A 25,758-nucleotide genomic window follows, 5' to 3' on the forward strand; every position below is an offset into this window, starting at 1 on the left:
GGGAAATATCCTGAAGGTTCAGATCGCGGCGATCATTGCAGGGGTTTTTCGTACTTCGTATCGAGCGCATAAAGCCCGTTGAGGGCGCCGATGCGCTTGATGAGTTCGGAAAATCCCTGAAGAACCAGAAGGGCGAAACCGGCGAAGATGATGAGTTTCACCGGCCAGCGGATGAGCCCGCCGGCATTGGAGGACATTTCGTTCTGATGCCAGGAAAGCATGAACATCGGCCAGGAAAGCCAGGCCAGATAAAAGCAGGCGGGCATGAGAAAAAGTACGATGCCGATGATGTCCACCCACAGGCGCGTGCGAGACGAGATAGCCCCGTAGATGATGTCCACCCGCACATGTTCGTTCATGCGCAGCGTGTAGGAGGCACCCACCAGCACGATGAAGGCAAACATATACCACTGGATTTCGAGCCAGCCGTTTGAACTATAGTTGAAGGTATAACGCACCATGGCGTTTCCGGCGCTGACGAGGCAGCAGACAAGCACCAGATAACCGGCGACCTTGCCCAGAGCTTCGCTGACAAGGTCGATCAGCGCACTTAATTTCAAAAGCGGTTTCATGACTTTCCCCTCTTCCCTTGCCGGGCCCTTTGCGGGTTATGGTGGCAAGCAAGCCGGTCGGCCATCGTGACGGGCACGCCTCCACGCGTATCCGCACAGCCAAATTCCGGCGTTCCTCCCCACAGAATCCCGTGTATGGGCAGGTTGTCCGAAAAGCAACCGAAACCACTATTAAACCGGCCGCATGGCCGCCGTTTTCAACCGTTTACAAAAGAATGTTGCACGACGGCACGCTTTGCACGGCATACCGTTTGCCCCGCTTGTCATCGATGTTCTTTCGTTTGGAACGCATTGCACTTTTCGCCGACTTCATGTTACCTCTGGCTCCGGAGAATCCGGCATGGGCCCGTTATCGTCCGCAGGGCAAATTGTCTTGTGCGGCGGGTATGGCGGATGGAGCAGAAGGGGAAGCGGAATGAGCGAACACCACACGGGTCCAGTCGAAGTTGGCGCCGAGATGAACTACGCCGAGCATGAAAAGACCTACAACGCTTTTCTTGCCATGACGAAGTACGGCACGATGCTGGTCTGCGTGCTGATGCTGGCCATGGTCGCGGGTTTCTTTACGTCCGTGGGTTTCCTTGGCGGCCTTATCGTTTTCCTCGTGCTTTCGGCTGCGGGTTTCATTCTGCTGCGCTGAGCGACGCTGTTCACAAGCGTGTCGCGGCGCGGACGTTGCGATGCCTTGCTACCGGCAAGCCCAAACCCGGAAAGGCGAAGCAATGAAACGCCTGTTTGCCTGGCTGTTATTGCTGGCGGTGATGTCGCATCCCGCTTTGTCGCGCGATCTTTTGCCGTCTGAGCAAGACAAGCTGCAAACACAGATAGAGCGGTTCAGCGCCGCCTTGAATGCGCAGGATTTTGATTTTGTCGGCCGGACGGTGCCGCCGAAAATCTTTGAATTCATTGCAAACGATGCGGGTGTCTCCGTCGGGCAGTTGCGTAGCGCTCTGACCACGCAGATGCAAATGGCGCTTGCAGCGGTCAAGATCACCGAATTCACCATGGACACGGCGGCGATCAGTGTGCAGCAGACGCCTGATGGAACGCCCTATGCGCTCGTTCCGACGAAAACGGTGATGGAAACCGGCGGCCAGACGATCGAAGCGAAATCCCATACCCTGGCGCTTATCGACGGTACGCAATGGTATTTGCTGCGTGTGAGCGATCAGCAGCAGGTGACCATCCTGCGAAAGGTCTATCCATCCTTCGCCACGGTGGAGTTTCCGGAAGATTCCGTACAACAGGTGAAATAGCGCGCAGGCGTCCGCTAAACCGTAGAAACTCTAACCGGCTTGAAACCGGATTTCCGCATTTTCAGGAAAAACGCCCCGGACGGAACGCATCGACCGATATTGCGGTCTCCTCGCCGTTTGCCAGTTGCGTCACGAGGCGGGCGGTAGCTGCCGATTGCGTCAGCCCCAGATGGCCGTGGCCAAAGGCATAGATGACGGAAGGTGTGGTGCGCGCGGTGCCGATGACGGGAAGACAGTCCGGCATCGAAGGGCGGAACCCCATCCATTGCTGGCCGCCTTCAACCTTGAGACCGGGCAGGAAACGCCCGGCTTTCTTGAGCATGGCCTCGGATCGCTTGAAATTCGGCTTCAACTCCAAACCGCCCAACTCGACTGCGCCGCCAACGCGGATGCCAGACGATAGCGGTGTAACGACAAAACCGTGGTCGTTGAAATAAAGCTGGCGCGTGAGGTTGAAGGCGCCGGCGGGCAGGGTGGTGTTATAGCCGCGTTCGGTTTCCAGCGGCACGATGTTGCCAAGTGTTGCGGCAAGCGGCTTGGACCACGCGCCGCAGGCGATCACCACCTTGTCGGCGTCGATCTTGTCGCCGTTTTCCAGGGTCACGATCGTACTTTCGCCGACGGCGTCGATGCGTTCTGCCTCGCCCTTGCGCAGCTTTCCGCCACGGGCGATCACCAGGTCGAAAATGGCACGGGTGAAGTCGTAGGGATCGGAGACCTGCAAGCCATCAGGCGAGAACATGGCGTGGCGGAATTGCGGGGCAAGACCCGGCTGCAATTCGTCTATCTCGTTGCGGGCGACACGCTTGGAAGAGAAGCCTGCCTGTTCCTTTTCATCCCAGTCCTTGCGGGCAGCGTTGAGGCTGGCTTCGCTGTCGTAAAGATCGAGCGTGCCGGTTTTCGCGACAAAGTGCGAGAGCTCCGGCATGGCGGCGACATGGGCCATTTCGGTGGCAGACAGCCGGTTGATCTCGCTGAGCGTTCTCAGGCCGTGGCGAAAGTTGCGCTCAGCGCTGGCGCGCCAGAAACGCCACAGCCACGGCGCGATCTTCGGCGCATAGGCAGGCGGCACACTGAGCGGGCCAAGCGGATCGAAAAGCCAGCGCGGTGCTTTTCTCATGATGCCGGGGGCGGGAATGGGGATGATTTCGGGAAAGGCCAGGATGCCGGCATTACCGGAGCTCGCGCCCCGGGCAACTTCACCGCGCTCCAGAAGAAAGACCTCACGCCCGGCATTTTGCAGGTAAAGCGCCGCCATGGAACCGATAATGCCGGTGCCGATCACCAGCACGTCGCATTTCAGGGTTTTGGTCATCGGCGCTCCTGCAACACAAATCTTTCAAGCCCGCCATAACAATGAATGCCGTACCGATGAAAGCCCGTATCGCTCTGCGGCGGCAGAAATATCAGCACTGTGGCAAATAAGCGGTTCTCATCCGGTGCGGACGGGTTGGTAAAGGCAGCTCGGTCTGAAGTATTCTTGCCAACAGTTTCGGTCATTGGACCAATAGTTATGGGTCATCATTAATTGCTATTTAACGGTGTCCGGCTAGGTTTCGCGTACACGCAGACCGATCCTTTATTTTCATCTCTTTGGCATCGAGGAGGAAAGGTCCGCATACAAGTTATTGTTGGGAGTTCAAAGACATGTCTCAATTTTTCAAACTCGGTACGGACGCATCTGCGGTACTTGATGCCCTAAGCCGCTCGCAAGCCATCATTGAGTTCGATCTGACTGGCAAAATTCTGAAAGCGAACGACAATTTCTGCAAGGCGGTCGGCTATCAGCAATCAGAAATCATCGGACGCCCCCATAGCATGTTCCTGCCTCCCGAAGATGCAGCGTCACCCGAATACAAGGTCTTCTGGGCGAAACTCTCACGCGGCGAATACGATCAGGGCCAATATCGGCGGCGGTCGAAAACCGGCGACGACATCTGGATTGAAGCCTCCTACAATCCGGTTTTTCGTTTCGGCAAACCTTACAAGGTGGTCAAGATCGCTTCCGATATCACGGCGACGAAGCGCCGAAGCACCGAGGATAATGGCAAGCTGGCAGCGCTTTCGCGCGCGCAGGCGATGATCGAGTTCACGCCCGAGGGGAAAGTTCTCTCCGCGAATGAAAACTTCCTGACAGCACTCGGCTACACGGCGGAAGAGATCATCGGCAACCATCATTCGATGTTTTGTGAGCGTGGCTACGTGCAGTCCGAAGAGTACCGCAATTTCTGGAAGGATCTTGGTAAGGGAGAGTTCTCGACCGGTCAGTTCATGCGGCTCGGCAAGAACGAAAAACGCGTCTTCATCCAGGCGTCCTACAACCCGATCATCGACGAGCGGGGAAAAGTCGTCAAGGTGGTGAAATTCGCCTTCGATGTAACGGACCGCGTCCATGCGGTGGAAGAACTGGGCGCTGCGCTTGAGCGTCTTTCCCAGTGCAACATCCGCGTCACGCTCGACAAGCCTTTCGTGGGTGAGTTCGAGGGGCTGAGACGGGATTTCAACAAGTCCATCGCCGAATTCCAGAAAACCCTGGAAAATGTTCTTGGGCAGACCGATGACCTGACCAGAAGCAGCCAGGAAGTCAGCGAAGCCTCTGTTCATCTCGCCGAAAGATCGCGTGAGCAGGCCGTGGCGCTGGAGGAAACCTCGGCGGCGCTGGAAGAAATCACCGCGACCGTACGGGCATCGACGGAAAACACCAAGGAAACCCGAAAACTCGTTCAGAGTGCGCGGACGTCAACGGCGGCTTCCACGGAAGTCGTTGGGCGTACCGTCAACGCCATGCAGCGCATCGAGACGGCATCGCGGGAGATCAGCCAGATTATCGGCGTTATCGACGAAATCGCCTTCCAGACCAACCTTCTTGCCCTGAATGCGGGGGTCGAAGCCGCGCGCGCCGGCGATGCCGGCAAGGGTTTTGCGGTCGTGGCACAGGAGGTGCGCGAACTTGCGCAACGCTCCGCCAGTGCCGCCAAGGAAATCAAGGCGCTCATCAACAATTCCGGCACCGAGGTTATGGAAGGCGTGCGGCTTGTCGGCGAGACGGGTGAGGCGCTGAAGCAGATCGATGCGCTGGTGAAGCACATTGACGGCAATGTCGATATGATCGCCAAGGCCGCCGATGAACAGGCCTTAGGCATCAGCGAAATCAACCGTGCAGTCAACCAGCTCGACCGGATGACGCAGGAAAATGCGGCGATGAGCGCGCGCACGACCGCCATTAGCGCTACCCTTGCCCAGGGTGCGGATGTGCTGGCGCAACTGGTTAGCCTGTTCAAACTGAACCGCCGCGCGACCCAGCGCGACGACGGGGCATCCATTTCATCCAACTCGTCGCGGACGAGTCACAGTGTGAAACTGTCGGGAAGGAAAGCAGCCTGACGGATCGGCGACAGCCTGCTTCCACGTGAGCCTCTTGTCATGCGGATGCCCGTCGCCGGGCATCCGTTTTTTATGCCCGCAGGGCAGGCCTGTTGATGCCGAGATGGTCGCGCAACGTCGAGCCTTCGTATTCCTTGCGGAACAGGCCACGTTCCTGCAAGAGCGGCACGACTTCGCGGTTGAATTCTTCCAACCCACCGGGGAAGAAGGGCGGCATGACGTTGAAGCCGTCTGCCGCGCCGTTCTCGAACCACTCCTGCATGCGATCCGCAACGTCCTTGGCCGTGCCCATGACGATATGGTGGCCACGACCAGCTGCAACGCGCAGCGCCAGTTCCCGGATCGTCAACTTTTCGCGGCGCGCCAGTTCTGTCAAAAGTTCGGCGCGGCTGCGCAACTGGTCGGAAATAGGCAGGTCCGGCAGCGGGCCGTCGAGATCATACTCGGTAAGGCTATGGCCGATGCGTTCCTCAAGCAACGGCATGGCGCTCTTGATGTCGGTCCAGCGGTTCAGCTCCTTCAGCTTTTCGCCGGCCTCTTCGAAGCTCTTGCCGATGATGGGCATGAAACCGGGCATCACGGCAACGCTTGCGGGATCGCGGCCGAATTTCTCCACTCGCGCCTTTAGGCTGGTGTAGAAGGCCTGCGCCTCGGAAATGGCCTGCTGGGCGGTGAAGACGATATCGGCAGTGCGGGCGGCGAGATCCTGCCCCGGGCCGGAGGAGCCGGCCTGAATGAGAACCGGGTGACCCTGCGGCGAACGCGGAATGTTCAGCGGCCCCTTCACCGTGAAATATTTGCCTTCATGATCGAGAATGTGGACCTTCTGCGGATCGACGTAACGGCCGCCTTCCTTGTCCTTGACGAAGGCGTCGTCGTCCCAGCTGTCCCACAGGCCACGCACGACGTTCACATATTCTTCCGCAACGGCATAACGCTCGTCATGCTCGGGATGGCTCTTGGAGAAGTTCGCCGCCGTGCGGGCATAGGAGGTGGTAACGATGTTCCACGCCGCACGCCCGTGGCTGAGATGGTCGATGGAGGCGAAGGCGCGTGCGGTGTGGTAGGGCTCACCATAGGTGGTGGAGGCGGTGGCGGCTAGTCCGATCTTGTTTGTCACCATGGCAAGCGCCGCAAGCAGGGTAAGCGGCTCGAAACGGGCGATCATCGAGGGATGGGCGTCGACGCCGCTTGTGAGGCCATCTGCCAGAAAGACCATGTCGAACTTGGCATCTTCGGCCATTTTCGTGACACGGGTCAACAGGTCGAAATTCTCGCTGCCGGCTTCCGCATCCGGGTGACGCCAACCGGAAACGTGGTGGCCGGCTCCTTGCAGGAACAGGCCAAGATGCATCTGTCTTTTGCGGGTATTCGTGGTCATGGTGATCATGCCTTTATTTCGGTCGTGTTATATTTGCGTTGCCAGAAGCGCTTCTAGCTTCTTGAGGTCGGCTGCGGTTTTCATGGTCCGCACCAGTGCCGGAATTCCGGCGAATTTCTCATTGTCGCCGGTGGCGTCGGCAAATTTTTCCGTGGGGTCATCAATGCCGGGAAGACCGTCAATACGGCGCGACAGCACCGTGCCATCCTTCTTCGTCACGTCGATGACCACGAAACGCGTGGTCGGATCCGGCGAGAGGCGGCGGGCGGTCTCGTCGTGCCGGCGCGAGACTTTTGCGGAAAGTCCAAGCAGGTCGGCGCGTGCAGGGCGTTCGTCGAAATGGCTGATGCCGAGTGCGCCATCCGTCAGTGCGGCGGCGAAGACATATTCGGCGCTGAAACGCGCATCGATGCCCGTGGCGGGTGTGGCCGAACCCACAAGAGCGGCATCGCCTCCCGGGGGAAAGGTGATGACGACAGTTTCGATTTCATCTGGTGCCAGATCATTGGCGCTGCGCAGTGCAAGCGCACCAACGGCAACAGGGTGGCTGGCGGTGCAGCAGGGAAATGCCTTGAGCGTCAATCCGGGAGAGACGATCTGCCAGGGTGCACCCCAGCCGGACAGGAGCCGTTTCGGCTGTTCCGCGCCAAAGGCGAAGGCGGAATAAAAGCCGATAGGGTTTTCCAGAAAATCCGGCGCGCCCTGAAAACCTGATCTTGCCAGCTGCGCGGCGGTGAGGCCAGCGCGTGTCGCAAGCCCGGCATGCAGGGGCTTCGCATCATAACCAAATTGCAGGCGAAGTCCGGCCGACTGCGTGGCGGCAAGGCCGAGTGCGATAGCGGTCGTCTGCGGGGTGAATTTCAGAAGATGGGCAATGGCCGCCGCCGCACCGATGGGGCCGAGGGTCGCGGTGGCGTGGAAGCCATTTTCGTAATGCTTGGTGCCGAGCGACAGGCCAAGCCGCGCCATGGTTTCCAGCCCTACAATATAGGCGGCGATGAATGCATCCGCCGTAGAGCCTTCCTCGACCGCAACAGCCAATAGAGCGGGAACGATGGCGACGGTGGGGTGGCCGCGCACGCTGCCATGGACGTCGTCATAATCCAGCACGTGCCCCGCATGACCATTGATGAGTGCGGCGGTGAATGCATCCGTGCGCAGATCATGGCCGACAATGCCCGCCGTGCCGGATGTGCCTGACGTAAAGCTGTCGATGAGGATTTTCGTGCTTCGGTCGGAAGCGCCACCCAGCATACAGGCAAAAAAGTCGATCAGCGCCGTGCGGGCGATCGTCACAGCCTCTTCGTCGCGGAGCGGATCAGAGGCGGCGATGGCTTCTGCCAGATGAAGGGTGAGTTTTTCATCGGAGGGCATGGCGTCAGATCCCTTCGCCGTCGGCGACCCGTGCCACCTGTCCGCCAAGACCCTTTACGAAGGCGTTGATACGCGGATTGGTCGACTTGTAGAAGATGTGCTCCGGCGTGCCCTGATCAACGATCAGGCCGTTTTCCGTGAAGACGATATTGTCGCTGATTTCCTCGGCGAAGCGCATTTCGTGTGTCACGAGAATGCTGGTCATGCCGTCATTGACGAGATCGCGGATGACGGCGAGCACTTCGCCCACGGTTTCCGGATCAAGTGCGGAGGTAACTTCGTCGAACAGCACCAATTCAGGCCGCATGGCAAGCGCGCGGGCAATGGCCACACGCTGCTGCTGGCCGCCAGACAGCTGACCGGGATAGGCATCCACCTTCTGCGACAGGCGGACTTTTTCCAGCAATTCGCGGGCATGACGCTCGGCTTCCGCCTTCGGCGTGCCGAGGATTTTAATCGGCGCGATTGTGATATTTTCCATGACAGTCAGATGCGGGAAGAGGTTGAACTGCTGGAAGACAATGCCGATGCGCTTGCGCAGCGTTATGCGCTCAGCTTCCGTTTTCAGCTGATCGACGCGGGTGCCCCCCACGGTGATCTTGCCAGATTGCGGAATGAGCAGGCCGTTGATGCAGCGCAGGATCGTGGATTTGCCCGAGCCGGAAGGGCCGATGATGGAGACGGCGTCGCCCTTGTTGACGGTGAGATCAATGCCTTTGAGCACTTGATTGTCGCCGAAGGACAGGTGCACGCCTTCCAGTTCAACAAGAGCTTTGGCGGCGGTTTGGGGGGCGGATGCGGACATGGTGTATTCCAATCAGCGGGAAGCGAAGCGCCGTTCAAGGCGCTGCGTGAAACGGGACACGGGATAGCAGAACAGGAAGAACGCCATCAGGACGGTGAGATAGACCACACGACGGTGAAATCGTTGCGCTGCACGGCGGTGCTGGCATCGGTTGCTGCGTGGAGAAGCTCATGCACGCCGACCAGCGAGGCAAGCGCCGTGCCCATGGTGATGGAGGCGTAAAGGTTCATCCACGGCGGCAGCGAGCGCTTCACGCATTGCGGCAGGATGATCCAGCGCAGCGTCTGGTTGCGCGAAAACCCGAGGCCCTGCGCCGCTTCCCATTGCGCGGTGGGAATGGACTGGATGGCGCCCCGGGTGATTTCGGCGATGTGGGCGCTGGCCGGAATCGCAAGCCCGACCACGGCCTTGATCCAGTCTGGAAACGGAATGTAGTTGCCGAAGGCGACGATCTCGAAGGGGAAGATGTAGGTCGCGGCGAAAATCAGCACCAGATGCGGGGCGTTGCGGAAGATTTGCACGTAGGTGAGCGCCGGCGCGCGCACGAGGCGATAGGGCGCAAGCTCCATGATGCCAAGCACGACGCCGATGATGGTGCCGATGGCAATCGCCAGGATGCTGATCAGCACATTCATGGCAAAACCCTTGCCCAGATAGGGCAGCCATTCCAGCAGCACCTGTCCGAGCGAGGGATCGAGAACCAGCCACAGCACGACGGCAACCAGCACGCCGCACAGAAGAATGGTGCCGAAAGGCAGCTTCTTCGCCGCCTGTGTTGGAGAGACCACCGCGCTCATTGACCGAACCCCGGAACCGCAAGACGCCGCTCAAGCCACAGGCCCGCCCTTGCGACGATGAAATTGATGACACTGAAAAAGATGAGGATCACCAGCATCAGTTCGACCACATTGTCGCGCTGCGTCCAGATCAGGATCGAGGCATAGGTGATTTCACCGACCGCAATCGCCGAGCCGACGGTGGTGAGCTTCACCAGATTGATGAGATTGTTGATGATGGAAGGAAGTGCCGTGCGGATTGCCAGCGGAAATTCCACGTAACGTAAAATCTCGAAAGAGGTGAAACCGATGGCGCGTGCCGCCTCGATGGTGGTAGCCGGCACCGCCTCGATACCGCCGCGCAAGGCTTCCGCATGGAAGGCGGCAACGTGCAGGCCGGTGATGGCGACGACCCAGAAGAACGGGGTGAGCGGATTGTTCTGCGCGCCGCCGAGCGCGTTCGAAATCAACATGTTGAGCACAAGGAAACCACACATCAGCTGCACCAGCGTCGGCGTGTTGCGCGTCAATTCCACATAGGCGCGCACCGGACCGGCGAGCCAGCCTTTGCCTGACGTGAGCATGGCGGCGAAAATGAAGCCGAAAACGAGGCTGAGCGGCAGGGTGACGCCGACGAGGATGAGCGTCATCTTCATGCCGTCGAGCCAGATCTGAACCTCGTAGCCGCTGTTCAGAAAGTCATAGTTGAGGCCTATATGCGCGGCCAACTCTATGAAACGCGCTGTAAATCCATCCTGCATCGGATATCCATGCTCTTGTCGCGGCTGCCGCCCGGCAGGCGGTGCCAGAATGACCTGTCTTGCTATAAAGCAGAAAAGAACGGCGGGCGAAACCGGCCGTTCTCAGTGGTGAGGGAAATCTCCGTGATGGCAGATGCCCCTACGACATGCCGGTCCCCCGGACCAGGTCCGGGGTGACAGAGCAAGCGGGATTGCCCAGCCTTTACTGCGCCGCGGAGAGCTTCGTCTTCTGCTCTTCCATGAAGCCGATGCTCGGCAGGCGGTTGGCCTTGGCGAATTCGATCATTTTGCCGGAAGCGTGCAGCTCCTTGACGATCTTGTCGAGCGCAGCCTGCGTGTCGGCCTCGCCCTTGCGCAGCCAGATGACGGAGTCAGAAGGGATAAGGTCGGTGGGGATCAGGATGCCGTAATCCTTCCACTCATCGGCGCGGTCCTGAAGCATCAGGCTCAGCGTGCCGTTGACGTGCACTGAGACATCGCAATTGCCGCCCTTCAGCGCGAGCAGCGATTCCGGCTGGCTCGGCAACGCCTTTACCTGCGCGCCATATTGCTCGATCAGCGGCTGGGTGTAGTTGGAGCCCTGCGATACGCAGGCAATCTTGCCCTTCAGGTCCGGCCAGTCCTTGATGCCCGAGTCCTTTCGACCGATGGCTGCGCCGCCCTGGCGGTCATAGGGGGTGGGCACGTAATCGAGCGTTTTGGCGCGCTCTTCCGTGTACTGCATGTTGGCGATCAGAATATCGACCTTGCCCTGCTGCAGGAACTGCACGCGGTTGGGCGGGGTCACGGTTTCGGTCACCAGCTCCACACCGAGACCGGCGGCCAGCGCCTTGGCGACGTCGATGTTGAGGCCCTTCTGCTCCTGCGTCTTCGGATCGATGAAGCCGAAAGGCGCGCCGGACAGGATGACGCCGACGGTGAGCTTGCCGCGACCCTTGATACGGTCGAGCGTCGCATCCGCGTGAGCGGCGGTGGCCATCGAAGCGATGACGACGGTTCCGGCGATGAGTTTTGCGGCAAATCTGGAGAAGGAGAGGGCCATGGGTATTTCCTTTTGGTTGTGGGTGGAAACTACATGAGGCGTCCGTCGAGAGCGAGAATTGGCGTTGCGCAAAAAATCGTATAAATAAAATCGTGTTCCAATAAGTTCTCTGGTGAGAAAAAATAACCTAATAATTTGAAATCGTAGAATCTTGTTCTTATGGTGCCGGGGTTCGGCGCTTTGGAATATCCTCGCCACAGGGGCGAGGATATGTTGGCTATGCCTGGGCATTTTGAGCGCCCTTCTCCCGAAGAGCGCTCCCACATCGTTACCGACCGGCGTTATAGGCCGCGATCGCCGCCATATTGACGATGTCGCTGTCCTTGGCACCCATCGAGGTGATCTGCACCGATTTGTCGAGGCCGACGAGAAGCGGGCCGATGACGGTCGCGCCGCCCAGTTCCTGTAGCATCTTGGTGGAGATCGAGGCGGAATGGATGGCGGGCATGACCAACACGTTGGCCGCGCCGGAAAGGCGGGCAAAGGGATACTGGCTCTGCATGCGATGATGGTTCAGCGCCACATCGGCCGACATTTCCCCGTCGACCTCAAAATTGACGTTGCGCTTGTCGAGGATTTTCACCGCTTCGCGCACCTTGTCGGAGCGTTCGCCAACCGGCTGGCCGAAGGTGGAATAGGCGAGCATCGCCACACGCGGTTCGTAGCCGAAACGGCGGGCGAGACCGGCTGCTTCTTCGGCGATATCGGCAAGGTCTTCGGCGGACGGCATGTCGTGCACAGCGGTATCTGCCACGAAGACCGTTCGGTTGCGCGACACGACCAGAGAAACGCCGATGACACGGTGGCCGGGTTTGGTGTTGATGCAGCGGCGGATATCCTCGAGCGCCGTGGAATAGTTGCGGGTAACGCCGGTGACCACGGCGTCCGCATCGCCCATCGCCACCATGCAGGCGGCGAAATGGTTACGGTCGTTGTGGATCAGGCGCTGCACGTCGCGCAGCAGGAAGCCGCCGCGCTGCAAACGCGCATAGAGATAATCGACATAGGCATCGACGCGGCTGGAAAGGCGCGGGCATTGGTGATCTCGATATTGGCGCGGTCGAGATCGATGCCGGCACGCTCCGCATTGGCCTTGATGATGTCGTCACGGCCGAGCAGGATGGCGGTGCCAAGCCCCTGCGCGGTAAACGAGATCGCTGCGCGCATCACCTGTTCTTCTTCCGCTTCGGCGAAAACGACACGCTTCGGAGAGCGGCGCACACGCTCGTAAAGGCGCTGCGTGGTCGACGCCATGGGGTCGCGGCGGGCGGAAAGCTCGCGGGCATAGGCATCGAGATCGGGCAATTCGCGGCGAGCGACGCCGGTTTCGATGGCGGCCTTGGCCACGGCCACCGGAATTGCCGAGATCAGTCGCGGATCGAAGGGAACGGGAATGATATATTGCGATCCGAAGCGCGGGCGGTTGCCCTGATAGGCGGCGGCCACATCATCCGGCACGTCCTCGCGGGCAAGATCGGCCAGCGCCTGTGCAGCGGCAATCTTCATTGCGTCGTTGATCTGGCTTGCACGGACATCGAGCGCGCCGCGGAAGATATAGGGAAAGCCGAGGACGTTGTTGACCTGGTTCGGATAATCCGAACGCCCCGTCGCCATGATGGCGTCATCGCGGATGCGGGCGACTTCTTCCGGGGTGATTTCCGGGTCAGGGTTGGCCATTGCGAAAATGATCGGCTTCGGCGCCATGGAGCGGATCATCTCTTCGGTAAAAGCACCCTTCTGCGACAGGCCGAAGACGACATCCGCGCCCTTCATGGCCTCAGTCAGCGTGCGGCTGTCAGTCTTCACCGCATGGGCGGATTTCCACTGGTTCATGCCTTCGGTGCGTCCCTGGTAGATCACGCCCTTGGTGTCGCAAAGCGTGATGTTTTCGGGGTTGAAACCCATGGCCTTGATGAGGTCCATGCAGGCGATGGCAGCAGCACCTGCGCCGTTACAGACGAGCTTCGTCGTCTTGAAGTCTCGGCCAGTCAGTTCGATGGCGTTGATGAGACCGGCGGCGGCGATGATGGCGGTTCCGTGCTGGTCGTCATGGAAAACGGGAATGTCCATCAGCTCGCGCAGGCGGCTTTCGATGATGAAACATTCCGGCGCCTTGATGTCTTCCAGATTGATGCCGCCGAAAGAGGGGCCAAGGTAGCGCACGCAATTGATGAATTCGTCGGCGTCTTCGGTATCGACCTCGAGATCGATGGAATCCACATCCGCAAAGCGCTTGAACAGAACGGACTTGCCTTCCATGACAGGCTTGGAGGCGAGCGCGCCGAGATTGCCGAGACCGAGGATCGCCGTGCCGTTGGAGATCACTGCCACCATGTTGCCGCGTGTCGTATAATCGTAAGCGGTCGCCGGATTTTCGGCGATGGCTTTCACCGGCACGGCCACTCCCGGCGAATAGGCAAGCGACAGATCCCGCTGAGTCGCCATCGGCTTGGTTGGGGTGATTTCCAGTTTCCCCGGTCTGCCTTGCGCGTGGAAATCCAGTGCTTCCTGATCTGTAACCGATGTTCTGGGGCTGGCGGGCTTCGTCGTGTCGGACATGGGCTGAGTGTGCTTTCGTGTCGATAACAGTGCAAAAATATCCGTCGTTGTTATTGTATTTTTCGCGCGCGTGCCAAGCGTTGAATGTTGTTCAGTGCAGCAAATTTAGCCGTGGCGAAATTTGTGGCCGATTCAATCGATTAAGTGCGTATTGGCGGCATTATAGGTGGGACTGGTAGGCCTGCCGTACCATATTCACGAAGGCCTCCACGTGGAGGGCAAGCGGACCGCGTCTGACGACCAGCACGCTATCTGACCAGGCATCGGCGCTTTCGAGCGGCACACCTGTGATGCCTCTTGTGGAGCGCACGGTGCTTTCCGGCAGAATGGAAATTCCCGCGCCAGCTTCGACGAGAGCAAGGATGGTGTTGACGTTGGCGATGCGCATGCCGATTTCCGGCTCACAGCCTGCATCCTCGAAAAGGGAAAGCGCGCTGCTGCTGAGCCCCAGGCCGATCTCGTCCACCGGCAGCAGCAGTTTTTCCTGCACGATATCGCCAACCGAAACTCTGGGGCGGGAGGCGAGCGGATGGCGCTCCGGCAGGGCGACGCACAGTTTGGAGCGGTCGAAGGGCATGGCCCGCAAGCTCTGCGGCAATTGGGGCAGGGGTGCGCGAATGAAAGCGACGTCTGTCTTGCGCGTCGCCACCTGCTCGATCAATTGTTCCATCGTCATGCCGGGCAGGAGTTCAAGCGTCACCTCCCTGTGGTCGTTGCCATAGCGGGTGATCAGCGCCGGCAATTTTCGTTCCGCCATTACGCTGGTGCCAAAGCCGATGCGCAGCGTGCCGAGCTGGCCGCGCCTGATCTGGTGTGCCTTTTCCAGCGCGCCCTTGGTGCGGGCAAGAATTTCCTCCGCATCGAGCAGCATCGACTGCCCAGCCGGCGTAAGTTCCACACCGCGGTTGACACGGAGGAAAAGCTTGAAGCCCAGATTCTCTTCCAGTTGCCGGATACGCTGCGTTACGGCCGGTTGGGCGATGCCCAGCTGCAAAGCGGCCGCGCGGAAATTTTTGGCCCTTGCGGCTTCCACAAAAATGGCGAGCTGGCGAATATCCATCGGCGGAGAGGTCTTTGTGTTGTAGGTGTTGATATGGTATAAGCGCAGCTTATCAAAAATGCCCGTCTTGCGCATTGTCATCTTGTCGCAGGCGACGTTATACCGCACCGAGGTTTCGGTCGCCCAGTGCCCGCATGCGGGCCTCTGCGATACGAACTTGGGAGGATTTGTTCGAGCACATTGTCCGCCGTCCATTGGGGCCGGCGATAAACTGCAGTGAATGGGTCAAAATGACAGTCACCACGGAAGTCTCCCGCACCATTGTTCCCCATTTCGCCTCATCGCCTTCAGCGCATCTTCGCTCAGCCGTAAGTGCGGCGGACTGTCAGGCCTGGGCCGGGCATTGAAAGATCATCGGGCGTCAGCCTTCGCGGCGGCTCTCCTAACCGGATATTTAATTTCATGAGTAAACCAGCAACCTCAACGTCGCTTGCAGCCAGATTATGGCTCTTCGTGCTCGGCGCCGTCATTGTCGCTGCGGGACTGTTCTTCGCCATTGGCGGCGGGCAGCTCGCAACACTCGGCGGCAGCCTCTATTTCGTCTTGGCGGGTATCGCGCTGATCGTCTCCGGCTTGCTTATTCTCCTGCGCAAGCCCGCCGGCGCGCTCCTGTTCGGCCTTGTCTTCATCGTTAGCGGTGTTTGGGCAGTGTGGGAAGCCGGACTGCACTTCTGGCCGCTCATCTCCCGCCTGCTGGCGTTGGGCGTGGGCGCCACGGTGGTTGCGCTCTCCTATCCGCTGCTGCGGCGCGCGGCTGGCAAGACGCCCGCTTACGGCGCTTCCTTTGCCCTTGCTGGCGTTCTGGCCATTGCGTCCGCTGCCGGTTTTGCCGGCATGTTCGTGCCGCATCCAACCGTCGCCTTCAAGGGTGAGGTTGCTGCACTGACGCCGGTAACGCCGGAAAAAGAGCAGAAGAACTGGGAACATTACGGCAATACGGCGGGCGGCAGCCGCTTTGTTGCGCTTGACGAAATCAACCGCGATAACGTCAAGAACCTTGAGGTGGCATGGACCTATCGGACCGGCGACATCCCGATCAGCCCCGGCGCGAACGGTGCGGAAGATCAGGAAACGCCGCTTCAGGTCGGCGACACCGTGTTTGTGTGCACACCGCACAACAATGTCATCGCGCTCGACGCCGATACCGGCGCGCAGAAGTGGAAGACCGAAATCAACGCCAAATCCACCGTCTGGATGCGTTGCCGTGGTCTCGCCTATTTCGATGCCAAGGCGCCGCTGAAGCAGCCGACCGCTCCGGGCGCAACGCCTGTCACCCCGGCGATCGTAGCCGACGGCGCGCTTTGCCAGCGCCGCATTCTCATGAACACCATCAACGCGGAACTGATCGCGCTCGACGCCGACACCGGCGCGTTTTGCCCGGATTTCGGCACCAATGGCCGCGTCGATCTGAAGATCGGTCTTGGTGATGCGCCGGACCCGCAATATGTGCTGACATCGGCCCCCACACTGGCCGGCACCACCATCGTGGTCGGCGGGCGTATCGCTGACAACGTACAGGTGGATATGCCTGGCGGCGTGATGCGCGGTTTCGACGTGGTGACGGGTGAGCTTCGCTGGGCTTTCGATCCCGGCAACCCTGAAATCACCAAACTGCCGCCCGAGGGCCAGACCTACACCCGTTCCACACCGAACGTCTGGGCATCCATGTCCTACGATCCGGAGCTGAACACGGTCTTCATGCCGGTAGGCAGCCCCTCGGTCGATCTTTATGGCGCGACGCGCACACCGCTCGATCATAAATACGGCGCTTCCATGCTGGCGCTCGATGCCACGACCGGCCGCGAAAAGTGGGTCTACCAGACGGTTCATAACGACCTATGGGACTTCGACGTGCCGATGCAGCCGAGCTTCATCGATTTCCCGAAGGCCGACGGAACGACCGTTCCGGCTCTGGTCTTCGGCACCAAGGCCGGTCAGATCTATGTGCTGGACCGTGCGACTGGCCAGCCGCTGACCAAGGTGGAAGACGTTCCGGTCAAGGCCGGCAACATTCCGAACGAGCCATATGCACCAACGCAGCCGCGTTCGGTGGGCATGCCGCAAATCGGCGCGCAGACGCTGACGGAAGCCGATATGTGGGGTGCCACCCCTTTCGATCAGCTTCTGTGCCGTATCGCTTTCAAGGGCATGCGTTATGAAGGCCTCTATACGGCGCCAGGCACGGACCTCTCCCTCGCCTTCCCGGGTTCGCTCGGTGGCATGAACTGGGGCGGCATCTCGACTGACCCGACGACCAACACAATCTTCATCAACGACATGCGCCTCGGCCTGTGGATTGAGATGAAGGAAGCTGCTCCCACCAAGGCAACGGCAAGCGGCGGCGAAAGCGTCAATACCGGCATGGGCGTCGTTCCCATGAAGGGCACACCCTATGCGGTGAACAAGAACCGTTTCCTGTCTGCTCTCGGCATTCCCTGCCAGGCTCCGCCCTATGGCTCGATGACTGCGATCGACATGAAGACGCAGCAGATCAAGTGGCAGGTTCCTGTAGGCACCGTTGAGGATACCGGTCCGCTTGGCATCAAGATGGGTCTGCCGATCCCGATCGGCATGCCCACGCTCGGCGGAACGCTTGCCACCCAGGGCGGTCTCGTCTTCATCGCCGGCACCCAGGATTATTATCTGCGCGCCTTTGATACAGCGACCGGCAAGGAAGTCTGGAAGGCCCGCCTTCCTGTCGGCAGCCAGGGCGGCCCGATGAGCTACAAGTCTCCGAAAACAGGCAAGCAATATGTCGTCATCTCGGCCGGCGGTGCACGTCAGTCTCCTGACCGTGGCGACTACGTGATCGCTTACGCGCTGCCGAACTGATCCTGACAGGTCATCGCTCTGAAAACGGAAACCCGGGCCATTCGCCCGGGTTTTTCTTTGCGGCCTGTCAAAGCCATTGATCGCCCTTTGCGCGGAACCTCACCCTGTGCGTTGCGTTAGCAAAACGGGTCCGACATTCACCAAGCTTTCACAAGGCGAACTTATGAGCTTGCGCTTATCCGCCCGTGAACCGATGATGGCAGCATTGGTAAATATGTATATTGTCCGGCCCGCCGGAAGTTTTTTAAAGTTGGAAAGGTTTTTATTGTGACGGAACAATCTCGAAAGATCACGCCGGTTCTTCTTGCTGGTGGGGCGGGATCACGGCTTTGGCCGGTATCGCGCGATCAGTTGCCCAAGCAGTTCCAGCCGCTGGTCGGCAATCTTTCGACCTATCAGCAGACACTGACGCGCGTGGCCGACAAGGCGCTTTATGCCGAGCCGCTGGTGATCACCAACGAGGATTTCCGCTTCTTCGCCCGCCGTCAGGCTGAGGAGATCGATCTTCCGGCGACGGTGGTTCTCGAACCCGCCCGCCGCGACAGTGCCGCCGCCATGGCCGCTGCCGCCGTGCTGGCCGAGCGCCGGGAGCCGGGATGCCTCGTGCTGGCGCTCGCCGCCGACCATGTGGTGCTGGATGCCGACAAATTTTCAGAGTCCGTGAGGCTTGGCGCCAAGGCCGCCGATCAGGGCAATATCGTCGTTTTCGGTCTGGTGCCAACCGAGCCGCGCACCTCTTACGGCTACATCAAGCCTGGTGAAGCAATTGATGGTGAGGCTGACTTGAGCATCGTCGAGGCATTCGTGGAAAAGCCGGACGTGAAGACGGCAATCTCCTATCTGGAGAAGGGGTATCTCTGGAACTCCGGCAACTTCCTGTTCCGTTCCGACGTGATGATTGCCGAACTCAAGGCATTCGCGCCGGAAATTCTTGCGGCAGTAACGCAGTCGGTCGAACAATATGAAAGCGACCTTGGCTTCGTGCGCCTGCATCAGGCGAGCTTCGAAGCCTCGCCGAAAAACTCCATCGACTATGCGGTGATCGAGAAGACCAAGCGCATGGCGGTGGTGCATGGCCATTTCCGCTGGTCGGATATCGGCAGCTGGGACGCGATCTGGGAAATCGCCGACAAGCATGGCAACGACAATGCGCTCGAGGGCGACGGCGTCTTCATCGATTCCGAGGGCTGCCTGATCCATTCCACGCAATTGCTGACGACCGTGGTGGGGGCAAAGGATCTGGTGGTGGTGGCTACCAAGGATGCGGTTCTGGTGGTGCCGAAAAACCGGGTTCAGGACGTGAAGGGCCTAGTGGAGACACTGAAGGATGGCGAACACGCGCCGCGGACGCAAGCGCACAGGCGAGTGTATCGTCCATGGGGTTACATCGAACATATGTATGTGGACGAGCGCTACCGCGTGGGCCACATCACGGTTGATCCTGGCCACCGCATCTCGTTCCAGAAACACTATCACCGCTCGGAGCACTGGATCATCGTCAAGGGCACGGCAACCGTAACGATTGGCGACGAAACCCGGCTGCTGACGGAAAACCAGTCCGTCTATATCCCGATTGGCCAACCGCACCGGCTTGCCAATGAGGGGCAGATTCCGCTTGAGTTGGTCGAAATCCAGACCGGCGCCTATCTTGGCGAAGACGACGTCATCCGCATCGAGGATGATTATAAGAGGCATTAGGACTGCTGCCCGCACCGAAGCGGCATTTTATCCCGGCCGGCGAGGCCGGGATGATAAATCCCTGACTTATCTGTCGGCTCGACGGATCAGGAGACAGTTGCATTCACGCAGTGGGCGAAAGCGTGGGAAAGCATCGCTGCTTCCAGCCCGCGACGCCAGAACAGCCACCCGAACATCAGTCCGGGGATAAAATTGCCGAGTATGACACTGACAATCAGCAATGGTTGCGGATGAACGGTAATGGCAAACAGAAAGGGCAGGTGGCCCACGGCAAAAAGGGCCGCTGCGATGACAATGGCAGTCCACAGCATGACCGGCTGGACTTGCCCCTTGCCCACTATTCGCCAGAGCGCCCATGCGAATAACGCCATCAAGCCCCATCGGGTCAGCAGCTCCTCCGTTATGCCGCCATAGAGAAGCCGGGTGACAAGTGGGACTTCAAACGCCGCCATTTTTTCCATGGTTGCCGTATCGGTGAAGGCAGGCAGGATCACAGACGAATAAGCGGTCATCAACAGGCCGACGAGAAGGCCCGCCAGCAAAGCTGATGGGGCTTGCCTGCGCAAGACTGGCCCGAACCCGGTTCCTTTCAGCCAGGCATCGATCAGCGGAGTGCCGAGCCCGAGTTTGCCGGCGAGCGCTTGACCCGTCGCCACCGCAGCAATGATCAGGACTGCCGGCTGGACGAGCATCACAACCCGTATCGTGAAGGAAAGATCCTGTCCCGACGCCAGCCGTTCGAACGGTGCGAGCAAAAGCGATAACACGCCCGCCAGACCGATCATCAAAAGAATGTGCCAACGTTTCACGATCGCTCACCTTATGTTTGCCCGTCCATGCGGGCTTGGCACTCTGTGCGCAGGAACCGACGCCAAAGTCGGAAGACTATGAAGATACTACGTTGCCTGCAGATTACCGGTGCGCAGTCTTTGTCGTGCCATTCGGCATCCTTCCAATTTCCCAATCTTCTTTCTCAACAAAATCTAGCCGTTCGGCACGTTTGTATCTGCTCGAAACAGCGCGGCGAGCTGCGGCGAGATTCATTTTTTAGGCGGTTGCCTAATCAAAAATCTTCGCTTACGTTCCAACTGCAACGTTTCAGTGAGGGAGGAGACTCATGCGAATGCGCTTTATTTCTGCGGCCTTTTTGGCCAGTGTTATGATTCCGGCGGGTGTCGCTGGGGCTACCGATCTTGAAGTTACCCATTGGTGGACATCGGGCGGTGAAGCCGCTGCCGTTGCCGAACTTGCCAAGGCTTTTGATGCCACCGGCAACAAGTGGGTGGACGGCGCTATTGCCGGTTCGGGCGGCACCGCCCGTCCGATCATGATCAGCCGTATCACCGGCGGCGACCCGATGGGTGCCACCCAGTTCAACCATGGCAGACAGGCGGAAGAGCTGGTGCAGGCCGGCCTGATGCGCGACCTGACCGACGTTGCCGAAAAGGGCAATTGGAAAGACGTCATAAAGCCGGCAAGCCTGCTCGACAGTTGCACCATCGACGGCAAGATCTATTGCGCGCCGGTCAACATCCATTCCTGGCAATGGCTGTGGCTTTCCAACGAAGCGTTCAAGAAAGCGGGCGTCGAAGTTCCCAAGAACTGGACTGAATTTGCTGCCGCAGCACCGGCACTGAAAAAAGCCGGCATCCAGCCGCTCGCGCTCGGCGGTCAGGCATGGCAGGCCAACGGTCTGTTCGACACGTTGACGCTTTCGATCGGCGGCAAGGATCTTTATCAGAAGGTCTATGGCGACAAGGATGCCGAAGCAGCGGCCGGTCCCGACATGGCCAAGATTTTTGCGGCCGCCGTCGAGGCCCGTGACATGGCCAAGGGCACCAATGTTCAGGACTGGAACCAGGCCACCAACATGGTCATAACAGGCAAGGCCGGCGGCCAGATCATGGGCGACTGGGCGCAGGGCGAGTTCCAGCTTGCCAACCAGAAGGCGGGTACGGACTACACTTGCCTGCCGGGTCTCGGCCTTAACGACTATCTCACCACCGGCGGCGACGCCTTTTATTTCCCGCTGCTCAAGGATGAAGCAAAATCCAAGGCGCAGGACGTTCTGGCCGCAACCATCGTCGATCCTAAAACGCAGGTGGCTTTCAACCTTAAGAAAGGCTCGCTGCCGATCCGTGGCGACGTCGACCTCAATGCGGCCAATGACTGCATGAAGAAGGGTCTGGAAATTCTGGCCAAGGGCAATGCGCTGACCAGCACAGACCAGCTGATTTCTGCTGATACGCAGAAGCAGAAAGAAGACCTGATGGCAGAGTTTTTTGCCAGCGCGATGACTGCAGAAGATGCACAGAAGCGCTTCGCCGGTATCATCGGTTCCGCTGACTAACCGCAACCTCTTGTGCGGCGGGTGGCATCCATCCGCCGCAAGCTCCCTGCGGGATGCGTAAACGCGCAAGCCCGGAGGATTGGGGCGAGGTCTTTGAGACCTTGCCTGGCTATCAACGGCAACGTTACAGGAGGGTCATCCATGGCGGGTCTAGCGCGCTCCGGCCGCCCCAACCAGCTTTTCCGCAATCTCAATTCGAAGATTGCTTCCATTCCCATGATATTGACCGCCGTCGTGATTTTTCTCGGCGGAACGGTCTGGACGGTGATTTATTCATTCACCAATTCCAAGCTTCTGCCACGTGCAAGCTTCATCGGTTTCGACCAGTATGAGCGGTTGTGGGCCGCGCCGCGCTGGATCATTTCTATCCAGAATCTGGCGATCTACGGCATTCTTTCGCTGATCTTCAGTCTGGTGATCGGCTTCGTGCTGGCGGCGCTGATGGATCAGAAGATCCGTTTCGAGAACACCTTCCGCACCATCTTCCTTTATCCCTTTGCTCTGTCGTTCATCGTAACCGGCCTTGTCTGGCAATGGCTGTTGAACCCGGAATTCGGCATTCAGTCCGTGGTCCGCTCGATGGGGTGGGAAAGCTTCACCTTCGACCCGCTTTATAATTCCGAGATCGTTATCTACGGCATCCTGATTGCTGCGCTCTGGCAGGGCACGGGGCTCGTCATGTGCCTGATGCTGGCCGGTCTTCGCGGCATAGACGAGGATATCTGGAAGGCGACGCGCGTCGACGGCATTCCGATGTGGAAGACCTATATCCTCATCATTATTCCCATGATGCGGCCGGTCTTCATCACCACGCTCGTCATTATCGCGAGCGGCATCGTCAAGGTGTACGATCTGGTGGTGGCGCAGACCAGTGGCGGACCGGGCATCGCATCCGAAGTGCCGGCGAAATATGTCTATGACTACATGTTCCAGGCGCAGAACCTGGGGCAGGGCTTTGCCGCCTCCACCATGATGCTTCTAACCGTCGCCATTATCGTCATTCCATGGGCGTACCTCGAATTCGGAGGCAAGAAACGTGGCTAATATCAGCACATTGAACACGGTCGCCGCCGCAACCGATGCGGTTGCCACGGACCTTTCCGGTCCCCGCGGCAAGAAGCCGAAAAAAACGTTTTCCCGCCGCAACATCATTCTCTATGGCACGCTGTTTGTCGCTGCCGCCTATTACCTGCTGCCGCTTTACGTGATGGTTGTCACCTCTCTGAAGGGTATGCCGGAAATACGGCTCGGCAACATTTTCGCGCCACCGGTGGAAATCACCTTCGAACCCTGGGTGAAAGCCTGGGCGAATGCCTGCACCGGGCTGAACTGCGACGGGCTTTCACGCGGCTTCTGGAACTCGGTACGCATCCTCATACCGTCGGTCGTGATCTCGATCATCGTGGCTTCCGTCAGCGGTTACGCCATCGCGAACTGGAAGTTCAAGGGTTCGGAACTGTTCTTCTCGATCCTCATCATCGGCGCCTTCATCCCCTATCAGGTAATGATCTACCCGATCGTCATCGTGCTGCGCGAATTGGGCATTTATGGCACGCTGACCGGCCTCGTGATCGTGCACACGATTTTCGGCATGCCGATCCTGACGCTGCTCTTCCGCAACTATTTTGCGTCGCTGCCGGAGGAATTGTTCAAGGCGGCACGTATTGATGGCGCCAATTTCTGGCAGATCTATTTTCGCATCATGCTGCCCATGTCGCTGCCGATCTTCGTCGTGGCGATGATCCTGCAGGTCACCGGCATCTGGAACGACTTCCTGTTCGGTGTCGTGTTCACGCGGCCGGAATATTACCCGATGACGGTGCAGCTCAATAATATCGTCAACTCCGTGCAGGGCGTGAAGGAATACAACGTCAACATGGCTGCAACCCTTCTCACCGGGGCCGTGCCTTTGATTGTTTATTTCGTCTCCGGCAGGCTTTTCGTCCGTGGCATCGCCGCAGGCGCAGTAAAAGGTTGAGTTATATGAACAAAAGCGTTTCCATTCGCGATCTTTCCCTGTCCTTCGGTGCCGTTACCGTCCTGAAAGACCTCAATCTCGATATTTACGACGGCGAGTTCCTCGTGCTGCTCGGCTCTTCCGGCTGCGGCAAGTCGACACTTCTCAATTGCATTGCGGGCCTTCTGGAGCCAACCGACGGGCAAATCTTCATCAAGGACCGCAACGTTACCTGGGAAGAGCCGAAGGATCGTGGCATCGGCATGGTGTTCCAGTCCTATGCGCTCTATCCGCAGATGACGGTGGAGAAGAATCTCTCCTTCGGCCTTCAGGTCGCCAAGGTTCCGAAAGAGGAAATCGACCGGCGCGTCAAAAGGGCGGCGGGCATATTGCAGATCGAACCACTCCTGAAGCGCAAGCCCGCCGAGCTTTCCGGCGGCCAGCGCCAGCGCGTGGCGATCGGCCGGGCGCTGGTGCGCGATGTGGATGTGTTCCTGTTCGATGAACCGCTTTCCAACCTCGATGCCAAGCTGCGCTCGGAACTGCGCGTCGAGATCAAACGGCTGCACCAGGCGCTGAAAAACACCATGATCTACGTGACACACGATCAGATCGAGGCGCTGACACTGGCTGATCGTATCGCCATCATGAAAAGCGGCGTCATCCAGCAGCTTGCCGATCCCGTCACCATCTACAACAAGCCAAGGAACCTCTTCGTCGCGGGCTTCATCGGTTCGCCCTCGATGAATTTCCTGCGTGGCGAATTGATCGAGAAGGACGGCAAGGTGGTCTTCACCACCAACGGCGTCACCTTCTCACTGGATGGTTATCAGCCGGAGGCGCCGCTTGTCGCCGGTCGTGCCGTGGTTCTCGGTGTGCGTCCCGAACATGTGCGCGTCGATGCCGACATCGTCAGCGGCGAGGTGCATGAGGCGATCGTTGACATCGAGGAGCCGATGGGCGCCGACAATCTGATCTGGCTCAAACATGCCGGTCATACCTTGTCCGTGCGCGTTGGCGGCCACAGGCGGTTTGCGCCGGGCACCCGGGTTCGCCTCGGCCTAGACCTCACCATGGCCTCGCTGTTCGACGCACAGAGCGAAGAGCGGCTTTAGGAAGGGCCCCGTTTTACCCCCAACACCATCCCAAGCACCCACATCTCTATGGAGGAGATAATGACAGAACTCGGTTTCCAGCTTTACAGCGCCCGCAATTTCCAGCCGTTTTCCAATATTTTGAAGAAGCTTTCGGCGGCTGGTTACAAACAGGTCGAAGGTTACGGCGCCATGTACGCCTCGCTTGATGACGCTGGGTTGAACAGCCTTCGCTCCGAACTCGATGCCAATGGTCTTGCCATGCCGACCGGCCATTTCGGCCTCGACCTTCTCGAGGGTGATCCGAAAAAGGCTCTGAACATCGCCAAGGTTCTGGGCGTGGAAGCGATTTATTGCCCGTACCTGATGCCCGACCAGCGCCCGGCGGACGCGGCTGGTTGGTTCGCCTTCGGCAAGCGCCTGCAGGAAGCGGGTAAACCATTCGTGGATGCCGGGCTGACCTTCGGCTGGCACAACCACGATTTCGAGTTCAAGGTGCTCCCGGACGGCTCCACCCCGCAGGAGCAGATTTTTGCCGGCGGACCGGACCTGAAATGGGAAGCGGATATTGCCTGGATTATCAGAGGCAATGCCGATCCGCTCGCCTGGATCGAAAGCTACGGCAAGCGCATCACCGCCGTGCACGTGAAGGACATCGCACCATCAGGCGAAAATACGGATGAGGACGGCTGGGCGGATGTCGGCCACGGCACGGTGGACTGGAAGGCCCTCGTGGCAGCACTGAGGGCAAAATCCGCCACGAAACATTTCGTGGTCGAACACGACAATCCCAAGGATATCGATCGGCTGATCACTCGCTCCATCGCATCCTTCAAAACCTATTGAGCATCAATCCG

General features: G+C 59.1%; 19 protein-coding genes and 2 pseudogenes. 10 read left to right on the top strand and 11 right to left on the bottom strand.

Annotated features, from left to right (window positions below; translation table 11 throughout):
- Window positions 1-32: 32 nt before the first annotated feature.
- The gene (locus QE432_RS06920) at window positions 33-572 is read right to left on the bottom strand and encodes a TRAP transporter small permease subunit (protein ID WP_003510982.1); all 540 of its coding nucleotides are present in this window, start codon (window positions 570-572) and stop codon (window positions 33-35) included.
- 415 nt (window positions 573-987) lie between these two features.
- Here QE432_RS06920 and QE432_RS06925 point away from each other — a divergent pair, with 415 nt between their 5' ends.
- Both QE432_RS06925 and QE432_RS06930 read left to right on the top strand, forming a co-directional pair.
- Entirely contained in the window at window positions 988-1,212 is a 225-nt protein-coding gene (locus QE432_RS06925; protein WP_003510978.1) for an aa3-type cytochrome c oxidase subunit IV, read from the top strand.
- 82 nt (window positions 1,213-1,294) lie between these two features.
- Window positions 1,295-1,828, top strand: a complete 534-nt coding sequence (locus QE432_RS06930) for a hypothetical protein (RefSeq protein WP_035199477.1) — start codon at window positions 1,295-1,297, stop codon at window positions 1,826-1,828.
- Between the two features lie 61 nt (window positions 1,829-1,889).
- Here the strand turns inward: QE432_RS06930 and QE432_RS06935 are convergent, their stop codons facing one another.
- Window positions 1,890-3,143 carry an NAD(P)/FAD-dependent oxidoreductase gene (locus QE432_RS06935; protein ID WP_013761609.1) on the bottom strand — a complete coding sequence of 418 codons (1,254 nt, stop codon included), beginning with the start codon at window positions 3,141-3,143 and terminating at the stop codon, window positions 1,890-1,892.
- Window positions 3,144-3,475: 332 nt separating this feature from the next.
- Between QE432_RS06935 and QE432_RS06940 the strand changes: the two genes are divergently transcribed.
- Window positions 3,476-5,212, top strand: a complete 1,737-nt coding sequence (locus QE432_RS06940; RefSeq protein ID WP_013761607.1) for a methyl-accepting chemotaxis protein — start codon at window positions 3,476-3,478, stop codon at window positions 5,210-5,212.
- Between the two features lie 70 nt (window positions 5,213-5,282).
- Here QE432_RS06940 and QE432_RS06945 read toward each other — a convergent pair whose 3' ends face one another.
- The 8 genes and pseudogenes from QE432_RS06945 to QE432_RS06980 all read right to left on the bottom strand — a co-directional run bounded on the left by QE432_RS06945 (window position 5,283) and on the right by QE432_RS06980 (window position 15,045).
- Window positions 5,283-6,602 carry an LLM class flavin-dependent oxidoreductase gene (locus tag QE432_RS06945; RefSeq protein WP_003510972.1) on the bottom strand — a complete coding sequence of 440 codons (1,320 nt, stop codon included), beginning with the start codon at window positions 6,600-6,602 and terminating at the stop codon, window positions 5,283-5,285.
- A gap of 18 nt (window positions 6,603-6,620) precedes the next feature.
- The gene (locus QE432_RS06950) at window positions 6,621-7,967 is read right to left on the bottom strand and encodes an MmgE/PrpD family protein (protein ID WP_306623667.1); all 1,347 of its coding nucleotides are present in this window, start codon (window positions 7,965-7,967) and stop codon (window positions 6,621-6,623) included.
- A 4-nt stretch (window positions 7,968-7,971) separates the two neighbouring features.
- A complete protein-coding gene (locus QE432_RS06955; RefSeq protein WP_013761605.1) occupies window positions 7,972-8,772 on the bottom strand; it encodes an amino acid ABC transporter ATP-binding protein in 801 nt (266 codons plus the stop codon).
- Window positions 8,773-8,784: 12 nt separating this feature from the next.
- Window positions 8,785-9,569 (bottom strand): annotated as a pseudogene (locus QE432_RS06960) (amino acid ABC transporter permease).
- Window positions 9,566-10,309, bottom strand: a complete 744-nt coding sequence (locus QE432_RS06965) for an amino acid ABC transporter permease (protein WP_013761603.1) — start codon at window positions 10,307-10,309, stop codon at window positions 9,566-9,568. Before QE432_RS06965 ends, QE432_RS06960 begins: the two are co-directional and overlap by 4 nt.
- Before the next feature lie 202 nt (window positions 10,310-10,511).
- The gene (locus QE432_RS06970; RefSeq protein WP_003510963.1) at window positions 10,512-11,351 is read right to left on the bottom strand and encodes a transporter substrate-binding domain-containing protein; all 840 of its coding nucleotides are present in this window, start codon (window positions 11,349-11,351) and stop codon (window positions 10,512-10,514) included.
- Window positions 11,352-11,619: 268 nt separating this feature from the next.
- Window positions 11,620-13,910: pseudogene (locus QE432_RS06975) on the bottom strand (NADP-dependent malic enzyme).
- Between the two features lie 160 nt (window positions 13,911-14,070).
- On the bottom strand, window positions 14,071-15,045 hold the full coding sequence (locus QE432_RS06980) for a LysR family transcriptional regulator (RefSeq protein WP_025595631.1): 975 nt from the start codon (window positions 15,043-15,045) through the stop codon (window positions 14,071-14,073).
- 327 nt (window positions 15,046-15,372) lie between these two features.
- Here QE432_RS06980 and QE432_RS06985 point away from each other — a divergent pair, with 327 nt between their 5' ends.
- Entirely contained in the window at window positions 15,373-17,802 is a 2,430-nt protein-coding gene (locus QE432_RS06985; protein WP_025595634.1) for a glucose/quinate/shikimate family membrane-bound PQQ-dependent dehydrogenase, read from the top strand.
- Between the two features lie 267 nt (window positions 17,803-18,069).
- Window positions 18,070-19,500 (top strand): mannose-1-phosphate guanylyltransferase/mannose-6-phosphate isomerase, encoded by a 1,431-nt coding sequence (locus QE432_RS06990; RefSeq protein WP_025595636.1) that lies wholly within the window; start codon window positions 18,070-18,072, stop codon window positions 19,498-19,500.
- Between the two features lie 86 nt (window positions 19,501-19,586).
- Here QE432_RS06990 and QE432_RS06995 read toward each other — a convergent pair whose 3' ends face one another.
- A complete protein-coding gene (locus QE432_RS06995) occupies window positions 19,587-20,285 on the bottom strand; it encodes a CPBP family intramembrane glutamic endopeptidase (RefSeq protein ID WP_236736216.1) in 699 nt (232 codons plus the stop codon).
- 332 nt (window positions 20,286-20,617) lie between these two features.
- Between QE432_RS06995 and QE432_RS07000 the strand changes: the two genes are divergently transcribed.
- The 5 genes from QE432_RS07000 (at window position 20,618) to QE432_RS07020 (ending at window position 25,747) form a co-directional block, all read left to right on the top strand.
- The gene (locus tag QE432_RS07000; protein WP_025595640.1) at window positions 20,618-21,850 is read left to right on the top strand and encodes an ABC transporter substrate-binding protein; all 1,233 of its coding nucleotides are present in this window, start codon (window positions 20,618-20,620) and stop codon (window positions 21,848-21,850) included.
- Window positions 21,851-21,991: 141 nt separating this feature from the next.
- Window positions 21,992-22,894, top strand: a complete 903-nt coding sequence (locus QE432_RS07005) for a carbohydrate ABC transporter permease (protein WP_003510951.1) — start codon at window positions 21,992-21,994, stop codon at window positions 22,892-22,894.
- A complete protein-coding gene (locus QE432_RS07010) occupies window positions 22,887-23,828 on the top strand; it encodes a carbohydrate ABC transporter permease (RefSeq protein ID WP_003510950.1) in 942 nt (313 codons plus the stop codon). The genes QE432_RS07005 and QE432_RS07010 overlap by 8 nt, the downstream gene beginning before the upstream one ends.
- 5 nt (window positions 23,829-23,833) lie before the next feature.
- Window positions 23,834-24,922 carry an ABC transporter ATP-binding protein gene (locus QE432_RS07015; RefSeq protein ID WP_003510949.1) on the top strand — a complete coding sequence of 363 codons (1,089 nt, stop codon included), beginning with the start codon at window positions 23,834-23,836 and terminating at the stop codon, window positions 24,920-24,922.
- 60 nt (window positions 24,923-24,982) lie between these two features.
- Window positions 24,983-25,747: a sugar phosphate isomerase/epimerase family protein gene (locus QE432_RS07020; RefSeq protein ID WP_013761597.1), complete on the top strand. Its 765-nt coding sequence runs from the start codon at window positions 24,983-24,985 to the stop codon at window positions 25,745-25,747.
- The last annotated feature ends 11 nt before the right edge of the window (window positions 25,748-25,758 follow it).

It is taken from the genome of Agrobacterium sp. SORGH_AS_0745 (assembly GCF_030818995.1).
Taxonomy (GTDB): Bacteria; Pseudomonadota; Alphaproteobacteria; order Rhizobiales; family Rhizobiaceae; genus Agrobacterium; species Agrobacterium tumefaciens.